At 57.9% G+C, this 24,669-nt stretch carries 18 protein-coding genes; 4 read left to right on the top strand and 14 right to left on the bottom strand.

Annotated elements, in window-relative coordinates:
* Positions 1-473: 473 nt before the first annotated feature.
* Entirely contained in the window at positions 474-1,244 is a 771-nt protein-coding gene (locus tag AC5S16_RS13240) for a dolichyl-phosphate beta-glucosyltransferase (RefSeq protein ID WP_493930545.1), read from the bottom strand.
* A 303-nt stretch (positions 1,245-1,547) separates the two neighbouring features.
* The gene (locus AC5S16_RS13235) at positions 1,548-2,087 is read right to left on the bottom strand and encodes a DinB family protein (protein ID WP_493930544.1); all 540 of its coding nucleotides are present in this window, start codon (positions 2,085-2,087) and stop codon (positions 1,548-1,550) included.
* Positions 2,088-2,375: 288 nt separating this feature from the next.
* On the opposite strand from AC5S16_RS13235, the gene tldD reads away from it, so the two are divergent.
* The 4 genes from tldD to AC5S16_RS13215 all read left to right on the top strand — a co-directional run bounded on the left by tldD (position 2,376) and on the right by AC5S16_RS13215 (position 8,107).
* Complete coding sequence (tldD, locus tag AC5S16_RS13230) at positions 2,376-3,818, top strand: metalloprotease TldD (protein WP_493930543.1); 1,443 nt, start codon at positions 2,376-2,378, stop codon at positions 3,816-3,818.
* Between the two features lie 687 nt (positions 3,819-4,505).
* On the top strand, positions 4,506-5,369 hold the full coding sequence (locus tag AC5S16_RS13225) for a hypothetical protein (RefSeq protein ID WP_493930542.1): 864 nt from the start codon (positions 4,506-4,508) through the stop codon (positions 5,367-5,369).
* 19 nt (positions 5,370-5,388) lie between these two features.
* Positions 5,389-6,762, top strand: coding sequence for a TldD/PmbA family protein (locus tag AC5S16_RS13220; protein WP_493930541.1), 1,374 nt, complete (start codon positions 5,389-5,391; stop codon positions 6,760-6,762).
* A gap of 100 nt (positions 6,763-6,862) precedes the next feature.
* Positions 6,863-8,107, top strand: a complete 1,245-nt coding sequence (locus AC5S16_RS13215; protein ID WP_493930540.1) for a UvrB/UvrC motif-containing protein — start codon at positions 6,863-6,865, stop codon at positions 8,105-8,107.
* 84 nt (positions 8,108-8,191) lie between these two features.
* On the opposite strand, the gene AC5S16_RS13210 is transcribed toward AC5S16_RS13215, so the two are convergent.
* The 12 genes from AC5S16_RS13210 to AC5S16_RS13155 all read right to left on the bottom strand — a co-directional run bounded on the left by AC5S16_RS13210 (position 8,192) and on the right by AC5S16_RS13155 (position 24,627).
* Positions 8,192-10,792, bottom strand: a complete 2,601-nt coding sequence (locus tag AC5S16_RS13210) for a M1 family metallopeptidase (RefSeq protein ID WP_493930539.1) — start codon at positions 10,790-10,792, stop codon at positions 8,192-8,194.
* Positions 10,793-10,848: 56 nt separating this feature from the next.
* Complete coding sequence (locus tag AC5S16_RS13205) at positions 10,849-12,450, bottom strand: copper resistance D family protein (protein WP_493930538.1); 1,602 nt, start codon at positions 12,448-12,450, stop codon at positions 10,849-10,851.
* Positions 12,451-12,458: 8 nt separating this feature from the next.
* On the bottom strand, positions 12,459-12,833 hold the full coding sequence (locus tag AC5S16_RS13200; protein WP_493930537.1) for a copper resistance CopC family protein: 375 nt from the start codon (positions 12,831-12,833) through the stop codon (positions 12,459-12,461).
* 43 nt (positions 12,834-12,876) lie between these two features.
* Positions 12,877-13,908: a glucokinase gene (glk, locus tag AC5S16_RS13195; protein ID WP_493930536.1), complete on the bottom strand. Its 1,032-nt coding sequence runs from the start codon at positions 13,906-13,908 to the stop codon at positions 12,877-12,879.
* Positions 13,905-14,702, bottom strand: coding sequence for a 6-phosphogluconolactonase (gene pgl, locus AC5S16_RS13190; RefSeq protein WP_493930535.1), 798 nt, complete (start codon positions 14,700-14,702; stop codon positions 13,905-13,907). Before pgl ends, glk begins: the two co-directional genes overlap by 4 nt.
* Positions 14,703-14,727: 25 nt before the next feature.
* Positions 14,728-16,269 carry a glucose-6-phosphate dehydrogenase gene (gene zwf / locus AC5S16_RS13185; RefSeq protein WP_493930534.1) on the bottom strand — a complete coding sequence of 514 codons (1,542 nt, stop codon included), beginning with the start codon at positions 16,267-16,269 and terminating at the stop codon, positions 14,728-14,730.
* Positions 16,270-16,278: 9 nt separating this feature from the next.
* Positions 16,279-17,187: a phosphogluconate dehydrogenase (NAD(+)-dependent, decarboxylating) gene (gene gnd, locus AC5S16_RS13180; protein ID WP_493930533.1), complete on the bottom strand. Its 909-nt coding sequence runs from the start codon at positions 17,185-17,187 to the stop codon at positions 16,279-16,281.
* An 89-nt stretch (positions 17,188-17,276) separates the two neighbouring features.
* Positions 17,277-17,903 carry an HAD family hydrolase gene (locus AC5S16_RS13175; RefSeq protein ID WP_493930532.1) on the bottom strand — a complete coding sequence of 209 codons (627 nt, stop codon included), beginning with the start codon at positions 17,901-17,903 and terminating at the stop codon, positions 17,277-17,279.
* A 25-nt stretch (positions 17,904-17,928) separates the two neighbouring features.
* Positions 17,929-18,402, bottom strand: coding sequence for a ribose 5-phosphate isomerase B (rpiB, locus tag AC5S16_RS13170; RefSeq protein ID WP_493930531.1), 474 nt, complete (start codon positions 18,400-18,402; stop codon positions 17,929-17,931).
* Between the two features lie 4 nt (positions 18,403-18,406).
* A complete protein-coding gene (gene tkt, locus AC5S16_RS13165; protein WP_493930530.1) occupies positions 18,407-20,425 on the bottom strand; it encodes a transketolase in 2,019 nt (672 codons plus the stop codon).
* A 148-nt stretch (positions 20,426-20,573) separates the two neighbouring features.
* Positions 20,574-23,009, bottom strand: coding sequence for a glycoside hydrolase family 15 protein (locus AC5S16_RS13160; protein ID WP_493930529.1), 2,436 nt, complete (start codon positions 23,007-23,009; stop codon positions 20,574-20,576).
* A gap of 187 nt (positions 23,010-23,196) precedes the next feature.
* A complete protein-coding gene (locus tag AC5S16_RS13155; RefSeq protein ID WP_493930528.1) occupies positions 23,197-24,627 on the bottom strand; it encodes a glucoamylase family protein in 1,431 nt (476 codons plus the stop codon).
* Positions 24,628-24,669: the final 42 nt, after the last annotated feature.

Genomic DNA, 24,669 nt, shown 5'->3' with positions numbered 1-24,669 from the left:
TTTCAGGAGATGTTCTATGGTCAATAACTGCGCAAATCCTGAGTGTGCAAAGCCTCTCCACTATCTGCGCGACGGCCGGATTTTCGTCTTCGATGTGACTGGGGAATGCCCGGACGCATCCCGCCGGCTGGAGCACTATTGGTTGTGCGGGCATTGTTCCTCCCAGTTCCAGATTGAGCGCGAACCTGGAACGGGAGTTCGACTCGTCCCCCGGCGCTTTGTTCCGACGCGGCAGAAACTGGAGCCTGTAGCCTTGGCCTCGGCCTCATAGAGAAACTGCTAAGCAGAAAGTAAAAGCGCCCCCACGGGCGCTTTTTACTTTCAGTAAATGCATTAACGTGACCGCAATTTTTTGGTATTTGGGTTAGCCCCCACATGGGTGCCCCAGGTTCGCGAAGCTAACCTGGGGGGTCGCAGGACGCATATCTTGTCGTTCGACAAAAGAGTTGGACCACAAATCCAACCAGGCGAAACTACCCCTTGGCCACCGGAATCTGCGAAGTAAGCTCCTTGACCGGCCGGCTATACACGCCCGTAAGCGCATTCCACCGGATGAACACCAGCTCCTCGAGCATCTTCAGCCCATCTTTCAGATAGCTGATGCGCGAGCGCTCATCATGCCCCCACGTCACCGGAACCTCGCGCACCGTATAGCCGCGCTTGAGCGCAATAAACAGGATCTCCGGATCGAAGCCCCACCGCTCAATCCTCTGCAGCTGAAAGACAGTCTGCGCCGCCTGCCGCTTGAAGGCCTTGAAGCCGCACTGCGTATCCGCAAACGGAAGCCCCATCACCAGCCGCGTCACCGCATTGAAGCACCGCCCGAAGAACTGCCGGTAAAGCGGCTGATGGATCGTCTGCCGCTTGCGCTCGAGCCAGCGCGAGCCGATGGCAATATCCGCCCCATCCCGGATCGCCGCAAACAGCCGCTCCGCTTCATCCATGGGAGCAGAAAGATCGGCGTCGGTAAACATCACCACATCGCCCGCGGCACGCAGAATCCCGTTGCGCACGCTGTATCCCTTGCCCCGGTTGCCGTCATTCTCAATCAGCTTCACAATCGGGTCCTGCGCAGAAAAGGATTGAATGATCGCCGCAGTGTTGTCGCGCGAGCCGTCATTCACGACCAGCACTTCGGCATTCCAATTGTTCCTGTGGACAGTCTCCAGAACCTGGCTAAGAGTATTTCCGATGCGCGCGCTTTCGTTGTAAGCCGGAATGACGATGCTGTATTGGGGGTTCACCTGGGGTCTCTGCGCAGCCTTCCTCCGTAATCATATTCGGATTCACACGCTTTTCATAGGCGCGCACCCTCGCTTTGATGCTGTCATCCTGAGTGGAAAATTTTCAGGTTGTCATTCTGACACTGAACGCAGTGAAGTGGAAGAATCTGCTTCTTGCACCGGTGGCCATCGCACGGGTGCCCCAGGTTCGCGTAGCCGGGGTCCCCAGTACGCGCGGTGTTCGTGTGCTGGGGTGGGGAAGCTAACCTGGGAGGTTTCGCAGGACATTCCTCCGTCGTTTCTATTAGCCCTGGCCGCGAAAACCTACTTCACCCCATTCTCCGGATTCCACGCCCCCTGCTCCTTGCGAACAAGAACCATCTCCCCGATGTGATACGCATTGTGCAGGCTGATCTTCCCAATCGTCGAAGCCCATTCCTCCAGCTTCTTATCGTCCGCTGTCTCGACCGCCTTCTCCCATTCCGTCATGACAGCATCCAGTTGCTCGACCGTCTCATTCCACTTCTTGCTGTCGAAGTTGTCGAAAGTCTCATCGTTATTTCCGCTGAACTTTGCCTGCGGCTCGCCCTTGAATTTCTCCAGGCTCCGCGTATTCCAATAGACTAGGTGATACGCAAGCTGTCCCACAGAATGATTCCCCTTGCCGTCCTTCCAGTTCGCCTGCTCTGCCGTCAGCCCGGCAACAGCAACATTGGCTGGCACAAACCAGTCCTTCTGGTTGTGCGTCTGTTTGAGCTCCTCCAGCAGAATGCTCCTCAGCGTCGGCGGCTTCTGGTCCGGCTTGCTTTGCGCATACGCAGAACAGCTCAACACTAGAGCCAGCAATAGAACAGTCTTTTTCATGGCAACAGATTCCTCCTATCAGCACGTTTGGTTTCAGTTTGCATCGGTAGTCACAATATGGGTGCCCCATCCTTTCGCGCTTTTTGCGAAAGGGTGGGAGGTTCGCAGGACGTACGACCACACGATCTCGCCGAGATATGAAAGCCGATGCGCGAGAAGCCTACTTCCCCGGCAACCGCTCTGTCTGCGATCTTCAGATAAAGCGTTTGCTCTACGAGGCGACACGCTGCAGACGCATCGACGAAACGTTTGCTGCCCGCCGCACCGGAAGCCTAAAATAAATCACACATGACCACTTCCGGCGCCGCGAACAAACGCTACTTCTTTCAAAAATTCAGTCTTTCCGAACGCGTACTCGAGCGCTGCCTGGGCGAGGCCCTTTCCGCCGGCGGCGACTACGCCGACCTCTACTTCGAGTCCGTCTCCGCCACCTCCATCGGCATCGACGAGTCGCTGGTCAAATCCGCCAGCCAGGGTGTAAGCGCCGGCTGCGGCATCCGCGTCGTCTCCGGAGAGCGCACCGGGTACGCCTACACCGACAATCTCTCCGCCGAGCGTTTGCTGCATGCCGCGCGCACGGCCGCCCTTATCGCCAGCGGTCCGGCAAAGCAGCCCGTCGCCGGATTCAAAGAGACGCCCGCGCCCGATCTCTACCCCATTCCCGCAGCCGAGCTCGATACCGAACTCACCACCAAGCTCGACCTCGTCATGCGCGCTGACCGCGCAGCCCGCGCCTATGATTCGCGTATCAAGCAGGTGCGCGCCGGCTACTCCGACGAGCTCAAGCACATCCTCATCGCCGCCTCCGACGGAACCTACGCCAGCGACACCCAGCCCCTCGCGCGCTTCAGCATCTTCGTCCTTGCCAATGACGGCCAGCACACCACCCGCGGCACCTCCGGTGGCGGAGGACGCGTCGACATCAGCTATTTCCTCACCGAGAAAACTCCCGAGCACTTTGCCCGCGAAGCCGCGCGCCAGGCCATCCTGCAGCTCGGAGCTGTCGCTGCGCCCGCAGGCGAAATGGAAGTCGTCCTCGGACCCGGCTGGCCCGGCGTGCTTCTGCACGAAGCCGTCGGCCATGGCCTTGAAGCCGACTTCAACCGCAAAAAGACCTCAGCCTTCGCCGGACTGATCGGCCGCCAGGTCGCAGGCCCCAAAGTCACCGTCGTCGACAACGGAACCATGCCCTCGCGTCGCGGCTCGCTCAACGTCGATGACGAAGGATCGCCCACGCAGGAAACCGTGCTCATTGAAAACGGAATCCTCAAAGGCTACCTCAGCGACAAGCTCTCCGCGCGCCTCATGAACATGCCGTACACCGGCAATGGACGCCGCGAAAGCTACCAGGAAATCCCCATGCCGCGCATGACCAACACCTACATGCTCGCCGGTGAAGATTCACCCGAAGACATCCTGCGCAGCGTCAAGCGCGGCCTCTACGCCGTCAACTTCGGTGGAGGATCGGTCGACATCACCAGCGGCAAATTCGTCTTCAGCGCATCCGAGGCCTATCTCATCGAAGACGGAAAGATCACCGCCCCGGTGCGCGACGCGACGCTGATAGGCAACGGTCCCGAAGCACTGAAGTATGTCTCCATGGTCGGCCACGACCTCGAGCTCGACGAAGGCGTAGGCACCTGCGGCAAAGACGGCCAGAGCGTCCCCGTAGGCGTAGGCATGCCAACCATAAAACTCGACCGCATGACCGTAGGCGGTACCGGCAATTAAGCCTTACTCCAACGCGCTGTCATCCTGAGCGAAGCGCAGCGAAGTCGAAGGACCCGCACCGCAGGTGCGCTTTTCGCCTTGCACAGCAAGGCCCGGGTAGAAGCACCGGGCTTCAGCCCGGTGAATGAAGGATGAGAAATAAGGGGGGCTTCAGCCCCGGCTCAAAACCCCTGTCAAGTCCCCAAAGTAACCATCATTCACATAACCCAAACAATCCAAAGCAGATAAGTCTCAAGCCAAAGCGCAGGCAATTACCCCCGAATTTGCTATCCTGAATATAAGAGCAGAAATGAAAAAGGCATGGCCCAAAAAGCCATGCCTTTTCTAATTGCTCGATAAATTTGTCATCCCGACCGGAGCGAAGCGAAGCGGAGGGACCTGCAGTTCTCTTCGACTCTCTGTGTCCTCTGCTCGGAGCCTGTCCTGAGCGAAAGTGAAGGATGGTGAAAATTCTCTGCGAACCTCAGCGGAACTCTGCGTCCGGGAGCCTGCCCTGAGCGCAGCCGAAGGGCGGTAAAGCTTTTCGCTGTAACTGACACAAACCAAAGCTCAATCAGGGTATTGCACGCTGCACCCTGAGCTATTTGCCGTAACCAACTGAAAACAAAGATTCTCCGTACAGAAATTTCACCGTAAACCACTGAAAACAAACAATCCCCGTACAAAACAGGGGGGAGGGGTCTACACATGATCCGATACTGCCGTCACATTCGCCTGAGCGGCGGACGCTGCCGCGCCAACGCCATCGAAGGCTACGACTTCTGCTTCTACCACTACTCTCAGCGTAAGCAGTCGGAAAGCATCGAGCTCCCGCCTCTTGAAGACCGCTTCGCCATCCCTCTTGCCGTCAGTCGTGTATTGAATGCCCTCATCTCCGGCGCTATCGACAAACGCATCGCCGGTCTCTGCCTCTACGGCATCCAGATCGCCGCCGGGAGCCTGCCCAAAGACACCCACACCCTCGATCCAGGGCAGATAGAAGACACCATCGACCGCGTCGTCCTCACCCAGGAAGGACAGGAAGTGGCCATCCCTCACACTCTCTATGAACCACACGACACCGAGGGACACGCCTTCGGCTGCGAGTGCCGGTACTGCGTAGAGCGTCAGTCCGACTCACCGCATCACCCCGACTGCCGCTGCGGCATCTGTCACTACTTCACAGTGAAGAAGGAAGACCCGCCAGCACAGCTAATACCAGAAGCAGAGATAGAAAAAATTGTCATCCCGACCGGAACAATCTCAGATTGTCATTCTGAGCGGAGCGTGCAAAGCACGCGCAGTCGAAGAACCTGCAGTTCCCTATCATCCCTCACCCGCATCGAAGGCTACGAAATAGCCCTCACAAAACTAATGAAGGAAATAGCCAAATCCGACAGCCCTTTGGCAGCGGAGGCCAAAACATGGGTGCCCCATGTTCGCGGAGCCAAAGGCGGAGCTAACGTGGGAGGTTCGCAGGATGACCAGACCTTACAACCCGCCACCCACAACACTATAGACAGCAAATCCCTGCTCCAGCACAGCCGCAAAATCAAGAGGAGATCACACTAAATTAAAATAAGCACACACAATGCCGACAACAGCCGCAGACCTCACCACCGACCTCCAGCAACTCACCACCGACATCGTGACCAAAGCCCTGCGCGCCGGAGCCACCGATGCCGAGGCAGTCATCCGTGAAGGCGACGAATTTTCGACCACCGTCCGTCTCGGCGAGGTCGAAACGCTGAAAGAATCGGGCTCGCGCGGCATCGGCCTGCGTGTCTTCATCGGACAACGCGCCGCCAGTACATCATCGAGCGACTTCACTCCGGAAGGCATTGATCACCTCATCTCCGGAGCGCTGGCCCTCGCCCGCGTAACATCAGAAGACCCTTTCGCCGGACTCCCCGACACCGGCGAATACGGCAAGCTCGACACCGACCTCGCGCTCTATCACGATGACGTCTATTCCTTGCCCACAGCCGAGCGCATCGAGTACGCGCGCCGCGGTGAGGCAGCCGCCATGTCCGCCGATACCCGCATCCAGAACAGCGACGGAGGCAGCTTCAGCGCGACCACCGGACGCAAAGCTTTCGCGAACTCGCGCGGCTTCACCGGCGAATACCGCGGCTCCTGGTGCTCGGTTTCGACCGTCCCTATCGCTATCGGCAAGAACGGCGAGATGCAGCGCGACTACTGGTACTCCTCCGCGCGCACACTCAGCAAACTCGACTCACCCGAATCCGTAGGAGCAGAAGCAGCGCGCCGCACACTGCGAAGACTCGACGCGCGCCGCGTCCCCACCCAGCGCGTGCCCATCATCTTCGCGCCGGAGATCGCGCGCTCCCTCATCGGAGCCATCTTCGACGCCGCCAATGGCGACAGCATCTATCGCGGAGCATCCTTCTTCACTGGAAAACTCGGCGAACAGGTAGCGGCCCCATCCGTCAACGTCATCGACGACGGAACCATCATCGGCGGCTTCGGCTCGTCGCCCTTCGACGGAGAAGGCCTGCCCACACGCCGCAAGGTCATCGTCGAAAACGGCGTGCTCAAAACCTACCTGCTCAACACCTACACCGCGCGCAAGCTCAATATGCACAGCACCGGCAACGCCACGCGCGGCCTCGCCGGCAATCCCGGAATCGGCTGCGGCAATCTCTTTCTCGAAGCGGGTAGGCAAGCACCAGAAGAAATTCTGCGCGAAGTAAAGAGCGGCCTGTATGTCACCGAGCTCATGGGCCAGGGCGTAAACATGGTCACCGGCGACTACTCGCGCGGAGCCTCCGGCCTCTGGATCGAAAACGGCGAGCTCACCTATCCCGTGCAGCAAATCACTATCGCCGGCAACCTGAAAGAAATGTTCCAGAACATCACCGCCATCGGCAGCGACCTCGTCTTCCGCGGCTCCGTAGCCTCGCCTACCCTGCGCATCGAAGGCATGACCATCGCCGGAGAATAATGCTTGTATAAGGCAAATATTTATGAGTTGTCATCCTGAGCGCAGCGAAGGACCTGCTTTTTACCAGCTGAGGCGCGCAACTCCGTAACTTGATAAATCCATGCTAGCGCACTCCATCACCTTCGACCCGGCAGACCCCAAAACCGCGCTGTCACAGGTCCCCGCGCAGGCCGGAGTCTTCGCGCTCTTCGCCACCGATGAACGCGCCGAGCCCTACATCAGCCGCACGCCCAATCTCCGCCGCCGTCTCAGCCGCTTCCTCGACGCGCGCCCGACGCAATCGAAGCGCCTGCGCCTGACAGAAAAAATCGCGCGCATTGAATACTCGCTCACCGGCTCCGACTTCGAATCGCTTCTCCTGCTCTACAAGGCATCGGTAAGCATCTTCGGAGAAGCAACGCGGAAGCGCATGCACCTGCGCTCGCCGCACTTCCTGCGCATGACACTCGAGAACCATTACCCGCGCGTATATGTAACCAACAAGATTACAAAATCAGCCGCTGATCAGTTCTTCGGCCCATTCCCCTCGCGCGCCGCAGCAGAAAAATTCGCCGACGAGATGCTGAACCTCTTCCTCCTGCGCCGCTGCCATGAAGAGCTGCACCCCGACCCCGCATTTCCCGGCTGCATCTACTCCGAGATGAAGATGTGCCTCGCTCCCTGCTTCAAAGGCTGCACCGACGAACGCTACGCCGAAGAATCAGCGAACGTCCGCGCCTTTCTCGAAACCCGCGGCGCTAGCCTGATTGAAAAATTGGCAACCGAACGCGACGCCGCTTCCGCCGATCTGGACTTCGAAAAAGCCGCGCAGCTTCACACCAAACTTCAGAAAGTCGAAGCAGTTGCCGCCCTCGCATCTCCCGCAGTCCAGCAGCTCTCCGGGATGCGCGCGCTTATCCTGCAACCCGCCGCCGAGCCGGACTCCGTCGCCATCTTTCTTCTCTCTCGCGGAACGCTCACTGGCCCAGCGCTCTATTCCGTGCAAGGCATGCGACTCCACAACGAGCGCTCTGGATCGACTTCCCTCTACGTCGCTCCCACAGCGATGCAGGCCGTCCCCCTGGGCGCAGACGACAGCACAGTCGCACCCGTGCAGACCGTATCGCGTGATGTTCTTGAGGAAAGACTGGAAACCGTACTGAACGAACTCGACCAGGCAGCAGCAAAATCAAAAGCCGGCAGTCAGACCATCTCCGACCACCTCTGCCTCTTCACCCGCTGGTACTACCGCGCACAAACCCAACGCACGGGAGAAATCTTCTTCCCGGACAAAGACAGCACCCTGCCGAAAAAACAAGCCCTGCGCGGCATCTCCCGCGTCTTCACCAGCAACATTCTTGTATGAAGAATGAATGTCATCCCGATCGGAGCCGAAGACGGAGCGGAAGGACCTGCAGTTTATTTCTGTACCCGCTGAGACCACAAAGCATCACTTCTGCGAAGCAATCCACTCCTTCAACTTCGGCCCCTGCGCGCCGCGCAGCTCAATGCAGTCATTGATCTGATCCTTCGCCCGCGCCAAAGCCCGCTCCGATGCAGGAACCTTGTGCGCAGCAAAGAAGCTCTCCACCTGGTCACGCGCATCGGCGCTGCAAAAGCTGCTCGTAGCGCCAACCAGATAAGCGCCCATCGACGTCGTCAGCTGCGCCTGCACCTTGTCCCAGTTCTGCTGGATGTACTGCCAGGCCGCATCGCGCGTTTCACGGTCCTGCAGCATAGCCCGCAATTCGAGCGCAGCATCCTGGTTCCTCACTTTGCCAGACACCGTATAGTCGAGCGTGCGGCGCTCAAGCGAAGCATTCTTGAATGCGCCCAGCAGACGCAGCGCACCATCCTGTATCTGCGGATTTGCAGACGACTCATAAGTCTTCTGCAGCTGGTCGAAGAACGCAGCATCGCCATTCCTCGCCGCGATGGCAGTTGCAGTCTGCGCCAGTGTCGGCTCAACTGAAGATGGATCTGCGAGATACTTCTGAGCAAGCTCCTTTGCTTCTGCAATTACATCCGGGTCTTTGCCCAGCGTTCCCAGCGCACCAAACAAAGCAGCACGCAGCTCCTTCGTTTCCGGACTGTCGCCGGATGCAGGCTTGCCCACCTTTTCATACGCCGGCTTGAAGTTCTTCCTCACCCAGGCAGCCAGCGCCTCGTGTTCGTCATCAGTCGACACAATCTGCCCATCGATCGTGGTAACAGCTCTCAACGCAGTGGAAATCACAGGCGCACTGGTGTCATCCTTTACCGCTGCAGCAAGGTTCAGATAATCGCCCACGGTCATCTTGTCAGCGCGCACCTGTGCCCACACATCACCCAGCAGGCCGATGCGTTCTTCCGGAGTCAACCCGCTCTCAACGCCATCCACGATCTTCGCGTAAATATCGGTTGGATAGGAGCTGCGATAGTAGCCCTTGCCTCCCGCATTCGCAAAAAAGAACTGCGACTGTGGCGTCTTGAGCGACTGCTGCGCTGCAGCCAGCACTGGACAATCACTCTGCGAGCCGGTGGTCTTCATGCACACAGGCACCGTCCATGACTGCGAGCGCTCGGCTTTCGCGCTGGGACTCAGGAAAAAACGCTGCTGGCTCACGGCAACGCTGCTTCCCTGCGGCGCGCTGAACGTCAGAATCGGCTCGCCAGGCTGCGCCACAAAGCTCTCCATGATCTTGTCGATCGGCTTGTGACTCGTTGCAGTCTGCGCATTCCAGAAATCTTCCGCCGTCGCATTGCTGTACATGTGCGCCGACAGGTAGTTGTGCACTCCCTTGCGGAAAGTCTCTTCGCCCAGATAATTCTCAACCATCAGCAGCACTGCCCCGGCCTTGCCGTAGCTGATGCCGTCAAACATCTCATTGATCTCATCCGGCGTGTCCGCCTTCGCCCGGATCGTGCGCGTCGTGCGCTGCGCATCCAGATTGAGCGTGCTGTTCAGTCCTTCCGCCACGTCCTCCGGAATCTTCCATTCCGGATGCCACGCCGCCACAGGCTTGTTCTCCATCCAGCTGGCGAAGCCTTCATTCAGCCAGATGTTGTCCCACCACTGCATGGTTACCATATCGCCGAACCACTGGTGCGCCATCTCATGCGCAACCACGAGCCCCACATTCTTCTTCGCTCCCACAGATGCGTTCTTCTCATCCAGAAGCAAATCCGTTTCGCGATACGTGATCGCGCCGAAGTTCTCCATCGCGCCGGCTTCAAAATCCGGCAGCGCAATCATGTCCAGCTTCGGCATCGGATACTTGATGCCGAAATAGTTGTTGTAATAGTGCAGTACGAATTGCGCAGCCTCAACCGCAAACTTCGTCAGCTCCACCTTGTCCGGAGTAGCACAGCCGCGAATCGGCACACCATCGCTCTCGCCTGTCGTGCATTGGAAGTCCCCGACAAGAAACGCAACCAGATACGTCGACATCTTCGGAGTCGTGGCAAAGCGAATCGTATGCTTGCCCTCGCCCGGTCCTGCCGTATCAGAAGTGATGTTCGTATTCGAGATGGCCGTATCGCTCTTATCGACAACCAGGCTCACGTCATACGTCGCCTTGAAGGCCGGCTCGTCAAATGAAGGAAATGCGCGCCGCGCATCCGTCGGCTCAAACTGCGTCACCGCATAATTGCGCTTTGCTGTCTTCGAAAGATAGAAGCCGCGCAGCTCGTTATTCAGAATGCCCGTGTACTCAATCTCCAGCGTCAGGCGGCCTGCGGGCAGTTTCTGATGGAAATCAAAGGTCGCCTGCTGCTTGGCCGTGTCTTCCGTGACCGCAGCTTCGAGCGTCTTCCCTTTAAGCTGTGTTTTCACGCTCTGGAACTTGATCTCTGCGGAATTCAGAGTGATCGCGTCGACCGGCTGAACAATCGTCACATCGATCTTTTCGCTGCCGGTGAACGTAGCGTTCTTAAGATCAGGTGCAAGTGTCAGGCTGTAGTGTTCCGGATGGACGGTTTGCGGTAAACGCTGCGCTTTTGCATTTTGTGACAGAAGAGCTACCAGAGCGAGACTCGCTGCCCCAGCGAGGGTACGGAGATGTTGCGGCATAGACTTCCTTTTGAGAGAACTACTGTATTCACCATATCGCAAACTATGTTGACAGTTCAGGATTCGCGATAATCCAGCAGCACCAGCCCCACCAGCACCAGGCATACCGGCCACACGTAAGACGCAATCTTCGAATCGCGCTTCTCCGGCAGCCGCAGTTCAAGCCAGCGGCTCCATCCAGCAGTCGCGCCCAGCAAAGCAATCGGCGTGTGGCTCATCTCAGCCAGCATCTCGTCCTTGATATTTCCCAGCGCGTGTGAATGCGTCAGCAGCAGCGCGCCGCCGGCAGCGCACATCAGAGGAAAAACATAAGAGGCAATTTTCGATGTCACGCGGCCCGTTTCCACCGCCCATTCAAAGACAGCGAACGCTGTAATCAGCAGCGCATAGAGACGGTGCTGCAGTACATCAGGCTGGGAGAAGCTGGCCCAGAAAGGACGCGGCCCCAGCGGCCAGTTTTCCGGATCAGCGCGCAGAAGAATAAACATTGCAAGGCCGATAAACAGCAGCGGCCAATGCTGGGCCAATTTAACCCGTTTCGATCGAGCCAGCAGCGCAAGAGCTCCCGCGCAAAGCACGATCAGCCCGGCCCAGTGGTGGTTATATTCGCTCCAGGCGCGGTCGTTAGCATCGCTCGCGCTTCCTCCGGTAAACAAAGAATCCTGCATCGCGACCTGAATCGGCGTAGGCGGCGCAAGAACCTGCAGAGCGGGGCTCGTCATACGTGGAACAACCCACCGCATCCGCTCCACGATCTCATGCCTGGTCAGACGGTCCTGTGTCAGATCGACCGCTGGCGGCTGCGAGGTGAGCGATGCAGCCGCCAGAATCGCCGTGAACCCCAGCCCAATCTCAGCCTCGCTGAAGCGCCGCAGCCTCACCAGCAGCGAACGAGGCGCGCGCTCCACCTGCCGCGCCAGAAAGAAATTCCCCGCCCCCAGGCCCAGAATCACCAGCAGCAGATATACCTTCGCCGCCATCATGATTCCGTAGGTCGTTCCATAGAGACCCTGCCATGACCCGACATAAAGAAGCCCCATCCCGATACCGCCGACGACCAGAATAAGGACGCTCGCAACCGCCATTGCAGAAAACCGTCGCGTGTATCTCGCCGCTGCCTGCTGGTCGTGCTCGTGCCGGAGAGCGATCAGCAGATAGGGCATCGCCCCAATCCATGCGGCGGTACCAATATGATGTAACGCTGTAAGCACCAGCAAAAGAGAGCGATGGTCCAGCCGCGCAGCAGCATGGCTCATGCCCACAGAAGCAGTCATTACCAACGCTGCAAGAGGAGCGCAGAAAATCAACGTCGCGCGCGAAGAAGCGCGCAGCATCCCAAGTAACACCATGGCGCTCAACGCCAGCAAACTGCCAAGAAGAAAAAAATCAGCCGAAGCAACTTCGTGCAAAGTGAATCCGGAGCCGCCCACAAGGATCGCGGCACTTATAGACATGGAAAGAACCTGCGCGACGCCAAGAGCAAGAGTGCTCCAGCTTGCTGTGCGGCGCAACCGCGCAACGTCCTCAACCTCCATTCGTCCAGGCAATGCCGCGAAGAGAAGAAACGCCACACCGCCGACGGTCAAGGCTTCCAGTGCCAGTGTTGCTGCGCGCAACAGAACTGAGAGCAGGTCGAAATCTTTCAGTAGCCAGATCAAAGCTGAAATTATTGAACAGTAAAAGGAATCTCGCCACGGGTAATGTGGCCATCGGCCGCCAGTGCCTGCCAACGAATCACATACTGGCCTGTACCCAGCTTCACACTCTGTGCAATCAGCGCCTCAGGCGTATCCTGATGCTCAAGCATTAATGCCTGCACTTTTCCATCTGGCGACACAAGATAGAGCCGTGAATGTGCCCCATCGATTCTTGAGTTGAACTTCAAGTGAACTGCAATTGCGGGACCCTTGACGGACGTATGCGCCACAGGGGTTGACGCAACCAGCACTGCATGAGCAAAAGAGATTCGCGGGGCCAGAAGAAGCGCGGCAAGCATCACAGCAAGTAAACTGTATTTCGAATAGAAACGTGCAGCCTTCATATAGGTCTCTCTAAAGAGAGACGCAGCAAAAATACCGATAGATTCAGGAAAACTGTACGGATGCGGCACGCACGGATTGGCCGCTGAGCTCCGCCGCTCGTGCTTCTGCATATGCTGCAGCACCCATCAGGGCAGCGCGACTCTCAAGAATGATGCGCACCGGCATGTGTACCAATAGATCGCTCAGACGTCCCTTGTCCGTAAACGCATTCATGAATGCGCCATCCTGCATCTTCTTCAGGATCTTCGGAGCAATGCCGCCGCCCAGGTACATTCCGCCTGTAGACAGAGACTTCAGCGCAAGATTTCCCGCCTCCGCTCCATAAGCCGAAACAAAAATATCAAGTGTTGTGGCGCAAAGCTCATTCGTGCCGCCTTCGCCCAGCTCGCCGATCACCGCATTCGGATCTTCGATATGCATCCGCTCCTTCAACCACGCAGGCTCCTCGATACCCTTCTCATCGCGCAGAAACGCATAGATATTCTGCAGCCCAAGTCCGGACACCACACGTTCAAAGCTCACGCGGCCATTCAACACGCGCCGGAGATACTGCAGCAATTCAATCTCAATATCATTGCGCGGAGAAAAATCGCAGTGTCCGCCTTCTGATGCCATGGGCACGTGCATCTTCCCATTCCACACCAGAATCGCTTCACCCAGTCCTGTGCCTGCTGAAACCAGCCCTCGATTTCCCACCGCGCTCGCGTCGCCTTCACTTAATACAAGAATCTGCTCAGGATGCAGCTCGGGAATGCCATAGCCGTTGGCTTCAAGATCGTTGATGAGAAATAAGTGCCGGATATCGAGGTTCCTCGACAACTCCGCGCAATCCAGCACCCAGGGAAGGTTCGTGAGCTTCAGCCTGCCATTACGCACAGGTCCCGGCACACCAAAGCAGGCCGCAGTCACCTCCGGCTTGCCGCTCTTTTCCAGAAACCCGTGTACCACTGCTTCAAGCCCATCAAACTGATGTGCGGCGAATTTCTCATCGCGCACATGTGTCAGCTCGCCATTCTCAAACCCGTACAACGCCAAGTGGACTTTGGTTCCGCCCACATCCCCGGCGAGAATCATCGCTCGATCTCCAGTTTCCCTGTTCCATCCGGAGCAGGCGCGGGCAGCTGCACCGCCGCATCTTTATCCAGAAGCAGAAGCAGCTTCCCGCTCTTCGGGCGGATCAGCTGCGACGGCAGCGTCTCCGGATCATATGGCCCTTCAAGCACGCGATGCAGAGGATCGGTCTTGTCCTTGCCGCCGATCAGGAAGAAGACCTCGCTCGCTTCAATCAGCACCGGCCATGTAAGCGTAACGCGCCACGTGTCCTTCTGCGGAACCTGATTCGCCACCACGATGCGGCCCAGTTCATGAATTGCCGCCGTGTGCGGAAAGAGCGATGCCGTGTGTCCGTCATCGCCCATGCCCAGCTGTACTACATCGAAGCGCGGCACTTCAGCGCCTTCCAGTCGGAACTGCGTGCGTATCAGCGATTCATAACGCGCCGCCGCCTCTTCCGGATCAAGCTCGCCTTCGATACGAAAGACCTGCTCCGGCTTCAGTGGAACTTTCTCCAGCAGCGCCTCGCGCGTCATCCGGTAGTTGCTGTCTTTATCCGTAGGAGGAACTGTGCGCTCATCCACCCAGTACAGTTCCAGCTGCTCCCACGGCATCGCCTTCAGATATTTTTCCTGTGGACTGGCCAGCAGCTCGAAGGTGCGCTTCGGCGTACTGCCTCCGGAAATGGCGATCCGCGCGCGTCCGCGTTCTGTAACGGCCTCTTGCGCTGTTTTAAGGAAATGTTCCGCGGCCGCATGCGCTAAAGCACCCGGCCCTTCATAAACGCGATATTCGACTGAGATTTTTCTCGCCATGCATCCGGCTTCCGGAGTTATTTGCTCAAATCCTGTACCACTTGCGCCCGTCGCGTCCAAGCAGGCCGTCGGCCGCCTTCGGTCCCCAGGAGCCGCTGGTGTAGTTCGGGAAATCTCTTGGCGTCGCCTTCGCCCAGGCCTCCAGCACCGGTGTATACAGCGCCCAGGTTGCCTCGACTCCGTCGCGATGCGCAAAGAGTGTCTGGTCGCCCAGCATCCCATCCAGCAACAGGCGCTCATATCCATTCGCGGAATTCACGCCGAACGCGCTCGCATACTGGAAGTCCATCACCACCGGGCAGACGTTCGTATCCGGTCCCGGCGCCTTCGCGCCGAAACGCAGTGAAATACCCTCATCAGGCTGGATGCGGATGGTCAGCAGGTTTGGCTGGATCTCACTGCATGGTCCACTGCCCGAACGATCAAAAAGTAACAGCGGCGGTTGCTTAAACTGGATCATGATCTCCGTCGCGCGTTTTGCCAGACGCTTGCCCGCGCGCAGATAGAACGGGACTCCCGCCCAGCGCCAGTTCTCAATCTCAAGCTTCAGGGCGGCAAAAGTCTCCGTCGTCGAGTTTGGATCGACGCGGTCTTCTTCCCGGTAGCCCTGCACCTGGTGGCTGTCTACGGTGCCCAGCGCATACTGGCCGCGCACCGTGTTCTCAATCGGGATCGGCTTGATCGCGCGCCATACCTTCACCTTCTCGCCGCGCACCGCATTCGCCTCGAATGAAACCGGTGGCTCCATCGCAACGAAGGAGAGAAGTTCCATCATGTGGTTCTGGACTACGTCGCGCAGCGCTCCGGCCTTTTCATAGAATGGCCCGCGGCCTTCAATGCCGATGCTCTCTGCCGCGGTGATCTGCACGTGATCGATGTAGTTGCGGTTCCAGATCGGCTCGAAAATGCCGTTGGCAAAGCGGAAGACAAGGATGTTCTGCACCGTCTCCTTGCCGAGATAGTGGTCGATGCGGAAGATCTGCCCTTCATCAAAGACCTTGTTCACATCATCGTTCAGCTCTCTGGCCGACTCAAGATCGTGTCCGAAAGGCTTTTCGATAATGACGCGCGCATAACCCTTCTCTGGATGCGCCATGCCGTGCTCGCCGAGCCGGTTGATGATGTCGGCAAAATATTCCGGCGCGACTGCGAGATAGAAAAGTCGGTTGCCCTGTGTGCCGCGCTCCTTGTCGATCTTTTCAAGAAGCGACTTCAGTTCCACATACCCCGCATCATCATCGAAATTCATCGCCTGGTATTCAACCTTATCGATGAAGTTATCGATCTTGCTGTCGCCCTCTTTGCCACCTCCGAACTTCAGGATGCCGTCTTTCATATCGGCGGCAAAAGTGCTCTTCAAATCACGGCGCGCTACGCCCACTATGGCGAACTCCGCCGGAAGCAGCCCCTGCTGCTCAAGGTGAAAGAGCGCCGGAAGCAGCTTGCGTTTGGTCAGGTCGCCCGATGCGCCGAAGATCACTACCACTCCAGGATCGGGAATCCGTTCACTGCGCCGCGATGCCGCCTGTACGTCTTCAGGGGCGATCTTTACTTCCATCGTCGCCATAACTGTCTCCTACTTGTCGGCTTTCACCGCGTGTCCGCCAAATGCATTGCGCATAATCGCCAGCATGCGGTCGGTAAAGTTATTGTCTTCGCGCGAGCGGATGCGCCGGATGAGTGACTCCGTAATCACAGGCGCCGAGACATTCAGATCGATTGCCTCAACCACAGTCCAGCGGCCTTCACCCGAATCAGCAACATAGGCCTCCAGTCCGTCGAGAGATGGATTTTTCGCAAGAGCCTCCGCTGTAAGATCCAGCAGCCATGAACGCACCACGCTGCCATAGCGCCAGATTTCGGAAATCTGCGCGAGATCAAGGTTCAAGGGCTTCTTGTGCCCCATGATCGAGAAGCCTTCCGCGTAGGCCTGCATCATGCCGTACTCAATGCCGTTGTGCACCATCTTGACGAAGTGCCCGGCGCCGGCGGGCCCCACGTGCCCCCATCCCTTGTCCTTTGCCGGAGCAAGTGTTTCAAAGATCGGGCGCAGTCGCTCGACCGGCTCCTTGTCACCGCCGACCATCATGCTATAGCCCTCTTTCAGCCCCCACACACCGCCCGATGTCCCTACATCGACAAAGTTGAAACCCTTGGCGGTCAGCGCTGCATGACGGCGCTGCGAATCCTTGTAATTCGAATTTCCGCCGTCAATAAACGTATCCCCCTTCTGCATCAGGGGTTCGAGCTTCGCAATCGTCTCATCCACGGGGTCGCCGGACGGCACCATGATCCAGATCGCGCGCGGCGCGGAAAGATTCTTCACCAGAGCTTCGAGTGACGATACGCCCACAGAGCCTACGTCTGATAGATGCTTCACAGCATCCGCGCTGAAGTCAAAGCCTACAATCTTGTGCCCACCCTCACGCAGGCGCTCGGCCATATTGCCGCCCATCTTCCCTAATCCGATGATGCCAAGTTCCATACTTTCCTCCGAAAAATCTCTGTCTAAATGCGACCCATAGAGTGTCCATCCTTTCGCGTCTTTTACGAACGGATGGGAAAGTAAAATGCTTAACTCACACCCACCTCAAAAACGCCTAACGCCGTCAACTCTTCTCTCAACTTCTCTGCACCTAGGTAGCGGATCCCATGCATGCCCACCTCGTTGGCCACCTGCACATTTCCCAACCTGTCATCCACAAAAGCCACCTCATCGGGATTACGCTGCAACGCATCCAGAGCCAGCTCGAACATGCGCGCATCCGGCTTACGCATGCCTATATAGCATGAGCTCAGGAAAACATCGAAATAATCTGTCAGGTTGAAATTGACAATGCGATAGTCATTCAGTTCGCGTGCTTCGTTATTAAGCATTCCCAGCACCAATGACTCTGATGACGCAAGATCGTCAAGGATTCCAAGCGCGCTGTCATCAAGTACTTTTGATTGCGCCTTCATCGCTTCGAGAAAATCGTGGGAAGTGAAGTTGCGCGGCTCGAAAAAGACCGTCTTCGCCAGATATTCTTCGACGGTCAGCAACCCCTTTTCCCATGCATCATTTGCCTCAGGATGTCGCTGCTCAAAGGCGTCGTGGTCCACTCCGAAGTGCGTCAGCACTGCTGCGCGCTCTACGTGGTCCCAGCCATTGGTCAGCAGGACTCCGCCAACATCCCACAAAATCGTACTGATGGTTGTCATCGACGCTCCTGTGTGCAGTAGTGCTTTATCTGACGGTGTGACTCTCCGGCATATTCCGCGCTTCAATCGCCTTGACCTTGTTCAGCCTGCGTACAAAACGCTCTTCCTGCTTCTGGAACCTCGCATTCAGATACGCCGAAACCAGGTCGAAGGCCAGTGCCGGACCAATGATGCGCGCGCCCAGCACCAGCACGTTCATGTCATCATGCTCTACGCCCTGATGCGCCGAATACGTGTCATGGCACATCGAAGCGCGAATCCCCGGCATCTTGTTGGCCGCAACATTCACGCCCACGCCGCTGCCGCAAATCAGGATGCCGCGCTCGGCCCGCCCGGCCGCCAGCGCCTTGCCTACCGCCTCGGCAAAATCCGGATAATCCGACGGCTCCGTGTTGTAAGCGCCCAGGTCTGTAACTTCGTGCCCCAGGCGCTCCAGGTACCCGCGAACTTCTTCCTTCAGGGGAAAGCCCGCATGGTCAGCTGCAATTACCAGCTTCATAGGCTCACTTCCCCGCCAGCGCAGCTTCGGCCTTGCGTGCTTTCTCCACCAGGGCCTTCCCGCGATCAGCAATGCTGGCCGCGCCAAAGCCCAGTTTTTCGAGGGCCACCTTGCCCGGCGCCGATGCGCCAAAGCGCTCGAGTCCGATCACATCGCCATGGCGGCCAACGTACTTCCACCATCCGATCGGGCTGCCCGCTTCGACTGCCAGCTTCGGCAGATGATCCGGGAAGATCGCGGCCTTATACTCCTCGCTCTGCTCTTCAAAAATCTTCCAGCTCGGCATTGAGACAACGCGCACGTTCAGGCCATCCTTCTTAAGCGCCGCTGCTGCATCGAGCGAAGGCCATAGCTCCGCGCCTGTCGCTACAATCAGCAGATCGGGCGAGTCGCCGCCCTTCTCCACAATGTAGGCTCCGTGTTTTACACCTTCGTAAATCTCGTACTTTTGCGGATCGAGCACGGGCAGATCCTGACGCGAGAGTGCCATGAACGCCGGGCTCTTGCGCTCGAGCGCCAGCCGCCATACAGCTACCGTCTCGTTCGCGTCCGCCGGACGGAAGTCCGTGAACTTCGGCACCGCGCGCAGCGCCATCAGGTGCTCAATGGGCTGGTGTGTCGGCCCGTCTTCGCCAAGCGCAATCGAATCGTGCGTAAAGATGAACAGCGAGTGGGCATGCATAATCGCTGCCATGCGCAGAGCCGACTTGCAGTAATCCGAGAAGACAAAGAACGTCGAACCATAAGGAATCAGCCCGCCGTGCGCGGCCATCCCGTTCACCATGGCGCACATTCCAAACTCGCGCACACCGAACCAGATATTTACGCCCTTCGGATCGACATGGAAATTGCCGCCTTCCTTCAGGATCGTCTTGGTCGAAGCGGTAAGGTCGGCAGCGCCGCCGATCAGCTCCGGCACCTGCTTGGCAAAAGCGTTCATCACCGCGTTGCCGGCATTACGCGTCGCCACGGGCTTGTCTACCGGGAAGGAGGGCAGCGTCTTCTCCCATCCATCTTTCAGCTCGCCGGCCTGCGTGCGCTCAAACTCCGCTGCGAGCTCCGGAAACTGCTTCTCGTATTCGGCAAAGAGCTTGTTCCACTCCGCTTCATACTGCGCGCCGCGCTCCTTGATCGTGTCCCAGTTCTTCTGCGCCTCATCTGGAACATAGAAGAACTTGTCCTCAGGCCAGCCCAGGTTCTTCTTCGTCTCCGCTGCTTCTTCAGGCTTCAACGCTTCGCCATGGACCTTGTTCGTGCCCGCAATCGGGCTGCCGTAGCCGATCACTGTCCGTACCGCAATCAGCGACGGCTTATCCTTCACCGCCTTTGCCGCCTCGATCGCCTTCGAAATCGCATTCAGATCATTGCCGTCGGCAACCTTCTGCACATGCCAGTGATAACCCTCAAAGCGCTTGGCCACATCTTCGGTATACGAAAGCTCTGTCGGCCCATCAAGCGAGATCAGGTTATCGTCGTAGAAGAAGATCAGCTTGCCCAGTCCCAGCGTGCCGGCCAGCGAAGCCGCCTCATGCGAGATGCCTTCCATCAGGTCGCCATCGCCACAGATGCCGTAGGTGTAGTGGTCGACGATATCGAAACCCGGCCTGTTGTAAACCGACGCCAAGTGCTTTTCCGCAATCGCCAGGCCCACCGACATGGCAAACCCCTGTCCCAGAGGCCCGGTCGTTACTTCCACGCCGTCCGTATCGCCGCGCTCCGGGTGGCCCGGCGTGCTCGATCCCCACTGACGGAACTGCTGCAGGTCTTCAATGCTGACCTTGTATCCGGAAAGGTGCAGCAGGCTGTAGAGCAGCGCCGAGGCATGCCCGTTCGAGAGCACGAAGCGGTCGCGGTTCGACCAGTGCGAATTCGCAGGATTGTGCCGCATGTACTTGTGGAAGAGCAGGTAGCCAATCGGCGCATCGCCCAGTGGGGCGCCTGGATGACCGCTCTTAGCCTTATCTACAGCATCGACGGCGAGAAAACGGAGTGCATTGATAGACAGTTGATCGAGTTCGCTCATAACTTATTCACGCTCCCAAAGAATTCATTTCATTGTCCGGTTAGGATGGCTGGCGTTTCAAGAATCAACTCTTCCATTCTCACTCCATGCCATGCGTAAGGAAAAAGAAGCAGGCTACTTTCGCCGGAGACCCGATCGAGGTGCGTGTTTACTCAATCACGACCTCAAAATTGCGGCCTTCCCAGCGATTTTCCTCTATCCAGTACAGAGTAAATGAAATCGCGCCGGTCTGTTTCTTGTTGGTTGGAATGTCCGCATACGACCCGGCAAAACCAACCGCTGTGCTCCCTGTAAGATGATTCGTCTGCCATCCATCCGCGCTCCAGACCACCTTGAAGTGGCCATGCGCAATAATCCGCAGTGTCTTGCCTGCTTCAATGCGACTTACAGGCCGTCGCATCTTGAAAATTTCGAACTGGCTTTTCTTTTTCTTCTTTCCGTACCGCTCCTCCACCACGGAGATGCGGTCAAATACCCGCCCGTCTGTCACCGAGCGCAGCAGCTTCAGATACTCCGAATGCGCCCACACCAGCGGCATCGCTGCACCGGCAGGCCCTCCGAATTCAAGCCCGTACCTGTCCGGCTCCTCCCATATCTGTTCCGGAAGCATTCCGCCCGTCGACGCAAACTTTTCGAGAGATGTAATAAACGGACGCACATCGCGTCCTGCCGCCAGTTCATAGTGCGCCCGCTCGCCGGCAAGCAGCGGCCACGGACGTCCCTTGCCATAACCAAGGAACGGCCCGCCATCGTCCCGCTGTCCGTATCCATCATGGTTGTAGCGGTACCAGCACGGTCCATGCGGCGTATCGGCCTTCAGAACATGGTCCACGACTTTTAATGAGTCTACAATCAGTGGATCATCCGCGCGCCGCACGCCATAGCGCACCAGTTCCAGAAAACCTGCATCGATAATCTCGCGGGCCTCGAACTCATTTCGCTCACCCGGCTTGCCGTTGGCAATGCGCACCAACTCCGCGCCGCATTCCTCATGCGCATAAGGGTCTCCGCATTCCGGCGGACGAATACGCATGTAGTGCCGCTTTACCTCTGGATGCAGTACGCCATCGTTCGTCACCGTCCAGTCTTCCAGATGGCTCTCGATCCAGTCTGCCTGGGCCTCAAGAAACTGCGCCAACTCAATCGAGTCATGCGAACGCGCGATGTCTGCTGCGCAGATCAGCGCGGAGATCACTGCAGCCAATGTGGAAGGCGAGTAGCCCGCAGCCTCTTCCCATCGCTCCTGCTGCGTCACTGGTGCATACCGCACCAGGAAACCCGCCGCGCGCTCCACAAACGGAATCACACGAAACTTCCCCAGCCCGTTGAGCTTCCACAAACGCCACGCCAGGATAATCGGAAATGCAACCTCATCCAGCTGAACACCCGTCCAGTAGGGCGTCCCATCAATCCAGAAATTCTGCGCAAAGCTGCCGTCCGGTCGCTGCGTGCAGGCAAGATACACCAGTGCGCGCCGCGCCGTCTCCGCGCGCCCGCAGGCCAACAGCGCCGATGCGCTCTGGACCATGTCGCGCGTCCACACCAGGTGGTACCCGCCCAGGTCCGCATCGCTCTTCGCATAGCCCCACGGAATTGAAGCCGAAGCAATAAAAGCCCCGCCGTACGTCTTGTCTTCGTGCGCCAGAATAATATTGTGGCTGATCTGCATCAGCCGTCCGCCGTCACAAGAAGAGGCTGCCAGCTCACGCGGGCTGGCAGCGCGATGCCACTGCTCGATGAACCGCATGAGGTGCTCATCAAAAGACTTCATCAAGGCGCCCATCGTTACGGCAAGCCCTGCATGATGCCCATCGCCAAAACCAAGCGCTAATGTGAACTCGACTGGTGCCGCAGCATCCTGCCGCCCGGGAAAGAACGCGCCGCAATCAATCTCACCCATTACGGCGATGTTTCCGTCAAGCGCCGAGCCAAACTCCCAGTCCATCTGAAAATTCTGCTTCAGATCCTGCCAACCATCGCTCGCGCCCACGTAGCCGCAGCTCGCACGCGAAAAGCCACAATCGGAAGAGAGCACCAGCGATGTGTGGTTCTTCCACGCAATCAGCACCCGCTTCCCGGCCACATCGGCAATGCGCGCGCTATTGCCCATCCCTCCACCTTCAATGTGCGGCGAGAGCAGCGCATACACCTTCAGACGCGGCAGCAGGTCCGCGTCGCCCTCAATCCTCACCCGCGTCAACACTACAGGATAATGCGGGTCGTTAATGATCTCTTTCGTGACCGTGTAGCGGCCTTGATAGTCATGATTGCGCACTCTCACAGCGAGTGAATCGGCATCGATGTACTCGAACTCGTGCCGCATGTCACGCCGCTCTTCGTGAAAGAACGTTTCGCCGTCCGTCACCAGCAGCTGCATATCGCGAATCTGCGGGCGGTCAATCGTGGGGTAGTAAACCTCGTTCAGAATGCCATGCGAAACCGTATACCAGGCGCGGCTCGAAGAGGAGTAAGCCGTCCCAACTGTATCCTTGGCGCTCGATGTCCATCGAGGCTCAAGCCCCGGCGCCCCAAAAGCATTTCCATCCCCTTCGATCCATCTGTATTGCGGCACCAATTCGGCCATGCGTCAGGCTTTCCTCTCCCAAAAGCTGAAATATGCACTTTACTCCAATTCGATGAAAAAGAAGACAACTAGGGTTCTTCCATGAAAAGGAAGACCGCTAAAGTTTGATTCTGGCAAAAACTTGCGGCTTTCGCTGTCGATGTCCATTCAGGCTTTTTAGCTTGAATGGGCACCGCCCTGTACCCGCTCACAATACCTGGGAATTCGCCTCGGGATCGGGATGGAACTGCACTTCGCGCATCGCGTGCGCGATCTCGCGGTTCTTCATGAACTGCTCCCACACAAAGCCTGTCCGCAGGTTCTCCGCCATCAGCACGCTGATCCCCTGGTCAATCCCCAGAATGTCCGGCGCATACCAGTTGGCCTTGGGATTGAAGGCATCAACAAATCCATACCGCGTCCAGACCTTGTCGCCATATTTCTGCCGCATCGTCAGCAGCACATGCGAGCACTCCGCGGGCATGAATGGCAGTGCGCCCGCACACGCGCATGGAACCACCGTCCCATCAAGCGGCCCGATCGCCGGCGGCCCGCCCCACACGCGGTATCCCTCGCGCGAATCCGATGCCGTGATGCCCCACAGATCCTGATCGATCCACGGATACTTCGCGCCCAGCGTCATGCACCACAGCTGATGCACGCGTGTCGCCGCAATTGAATTGGTGAAGTAATTTGTATGCAGGTCGCGCTGGTCGCGATAATCGCACCACGCATGTGCGTACTGATGGATAAAGAGAGGTGCCAGTCCGCTGATGTAATCAATGCCGCCAAATTGCACCAGCGGCCTCTGCAGCGCATTCCACGTTTCCACCGGAATCGGGTGTGTCGGCGACCCGATGGCCAGCAGATACATAGTCATCAGTTCGGAGTAGATATCCCAGCGATGCTTCAGGAATCCCTGGTCTGGTAGCCAGCCCATGGAAAGCGTTGTGCCCTCATTCAGCATCCACTGCCAGTCAATGCGCCGGTAAAACGTCGTCGCCAGCGCTTCAATGCGCGCATTGCCGGCGAAGAACTGCCGGCACGTCAGCACACCGCACAATAACAGCGCCGTATCAATCGACGAGAGCTCGCTGCCAAACATACGCTGGCCGCTCTCCATATCGATGAAGTGATACAAAAATCCATGCTCATGCGGGCAATCTTCCAGCAGAAACGCAAGCGTCTTCTCTACTCGCTCCTCACACTGCAGCCGCGGCAGATAATTCCGTTTCACTGCGATGCACATCGCCGTCAGCCCGAAGCCTGTAGCGGCAATGCTGGCGACCCGGCCCAGGGACCTCCCAAAGGCAGGCGCACGGTCACGCACTAATCCAGTTTTCGGGTGAGCTTCGTTGTAGAAGAAATCGCAGCCGCGCCCTTCAAGATCATCGAGTAGCTGATCGGCCTGCTTCGACACCTGTGTGAGCGGCCGATTGATGTAGACGCCCACGCCGCGCTGGTACTGCTGCGCTGCCTGCTCTTCGGTCTGTGGCTGCTGTCCTGGCTTTACCTGCGGAGGCTGCGGCTGATTCTGGAATCCTCCCGCCACGGCAATGGCAGGCGTGCCCAGCGCGAGCACACCGGAGGCGCCAGCGCTGCGCAGGAGATCGCGACGAGTTATGCGTGAGCGAGCCAAACGCAGAAAATCTCTACCAGACTATGATGACAGGAGTCTTGT

It is taken from the genome of Acidobacterium sp. FHG110202_01, from assembly GCF_059115305.1.
This window is presented reverse-complemented; position numbering and strand designations above follow the sequence as displayed.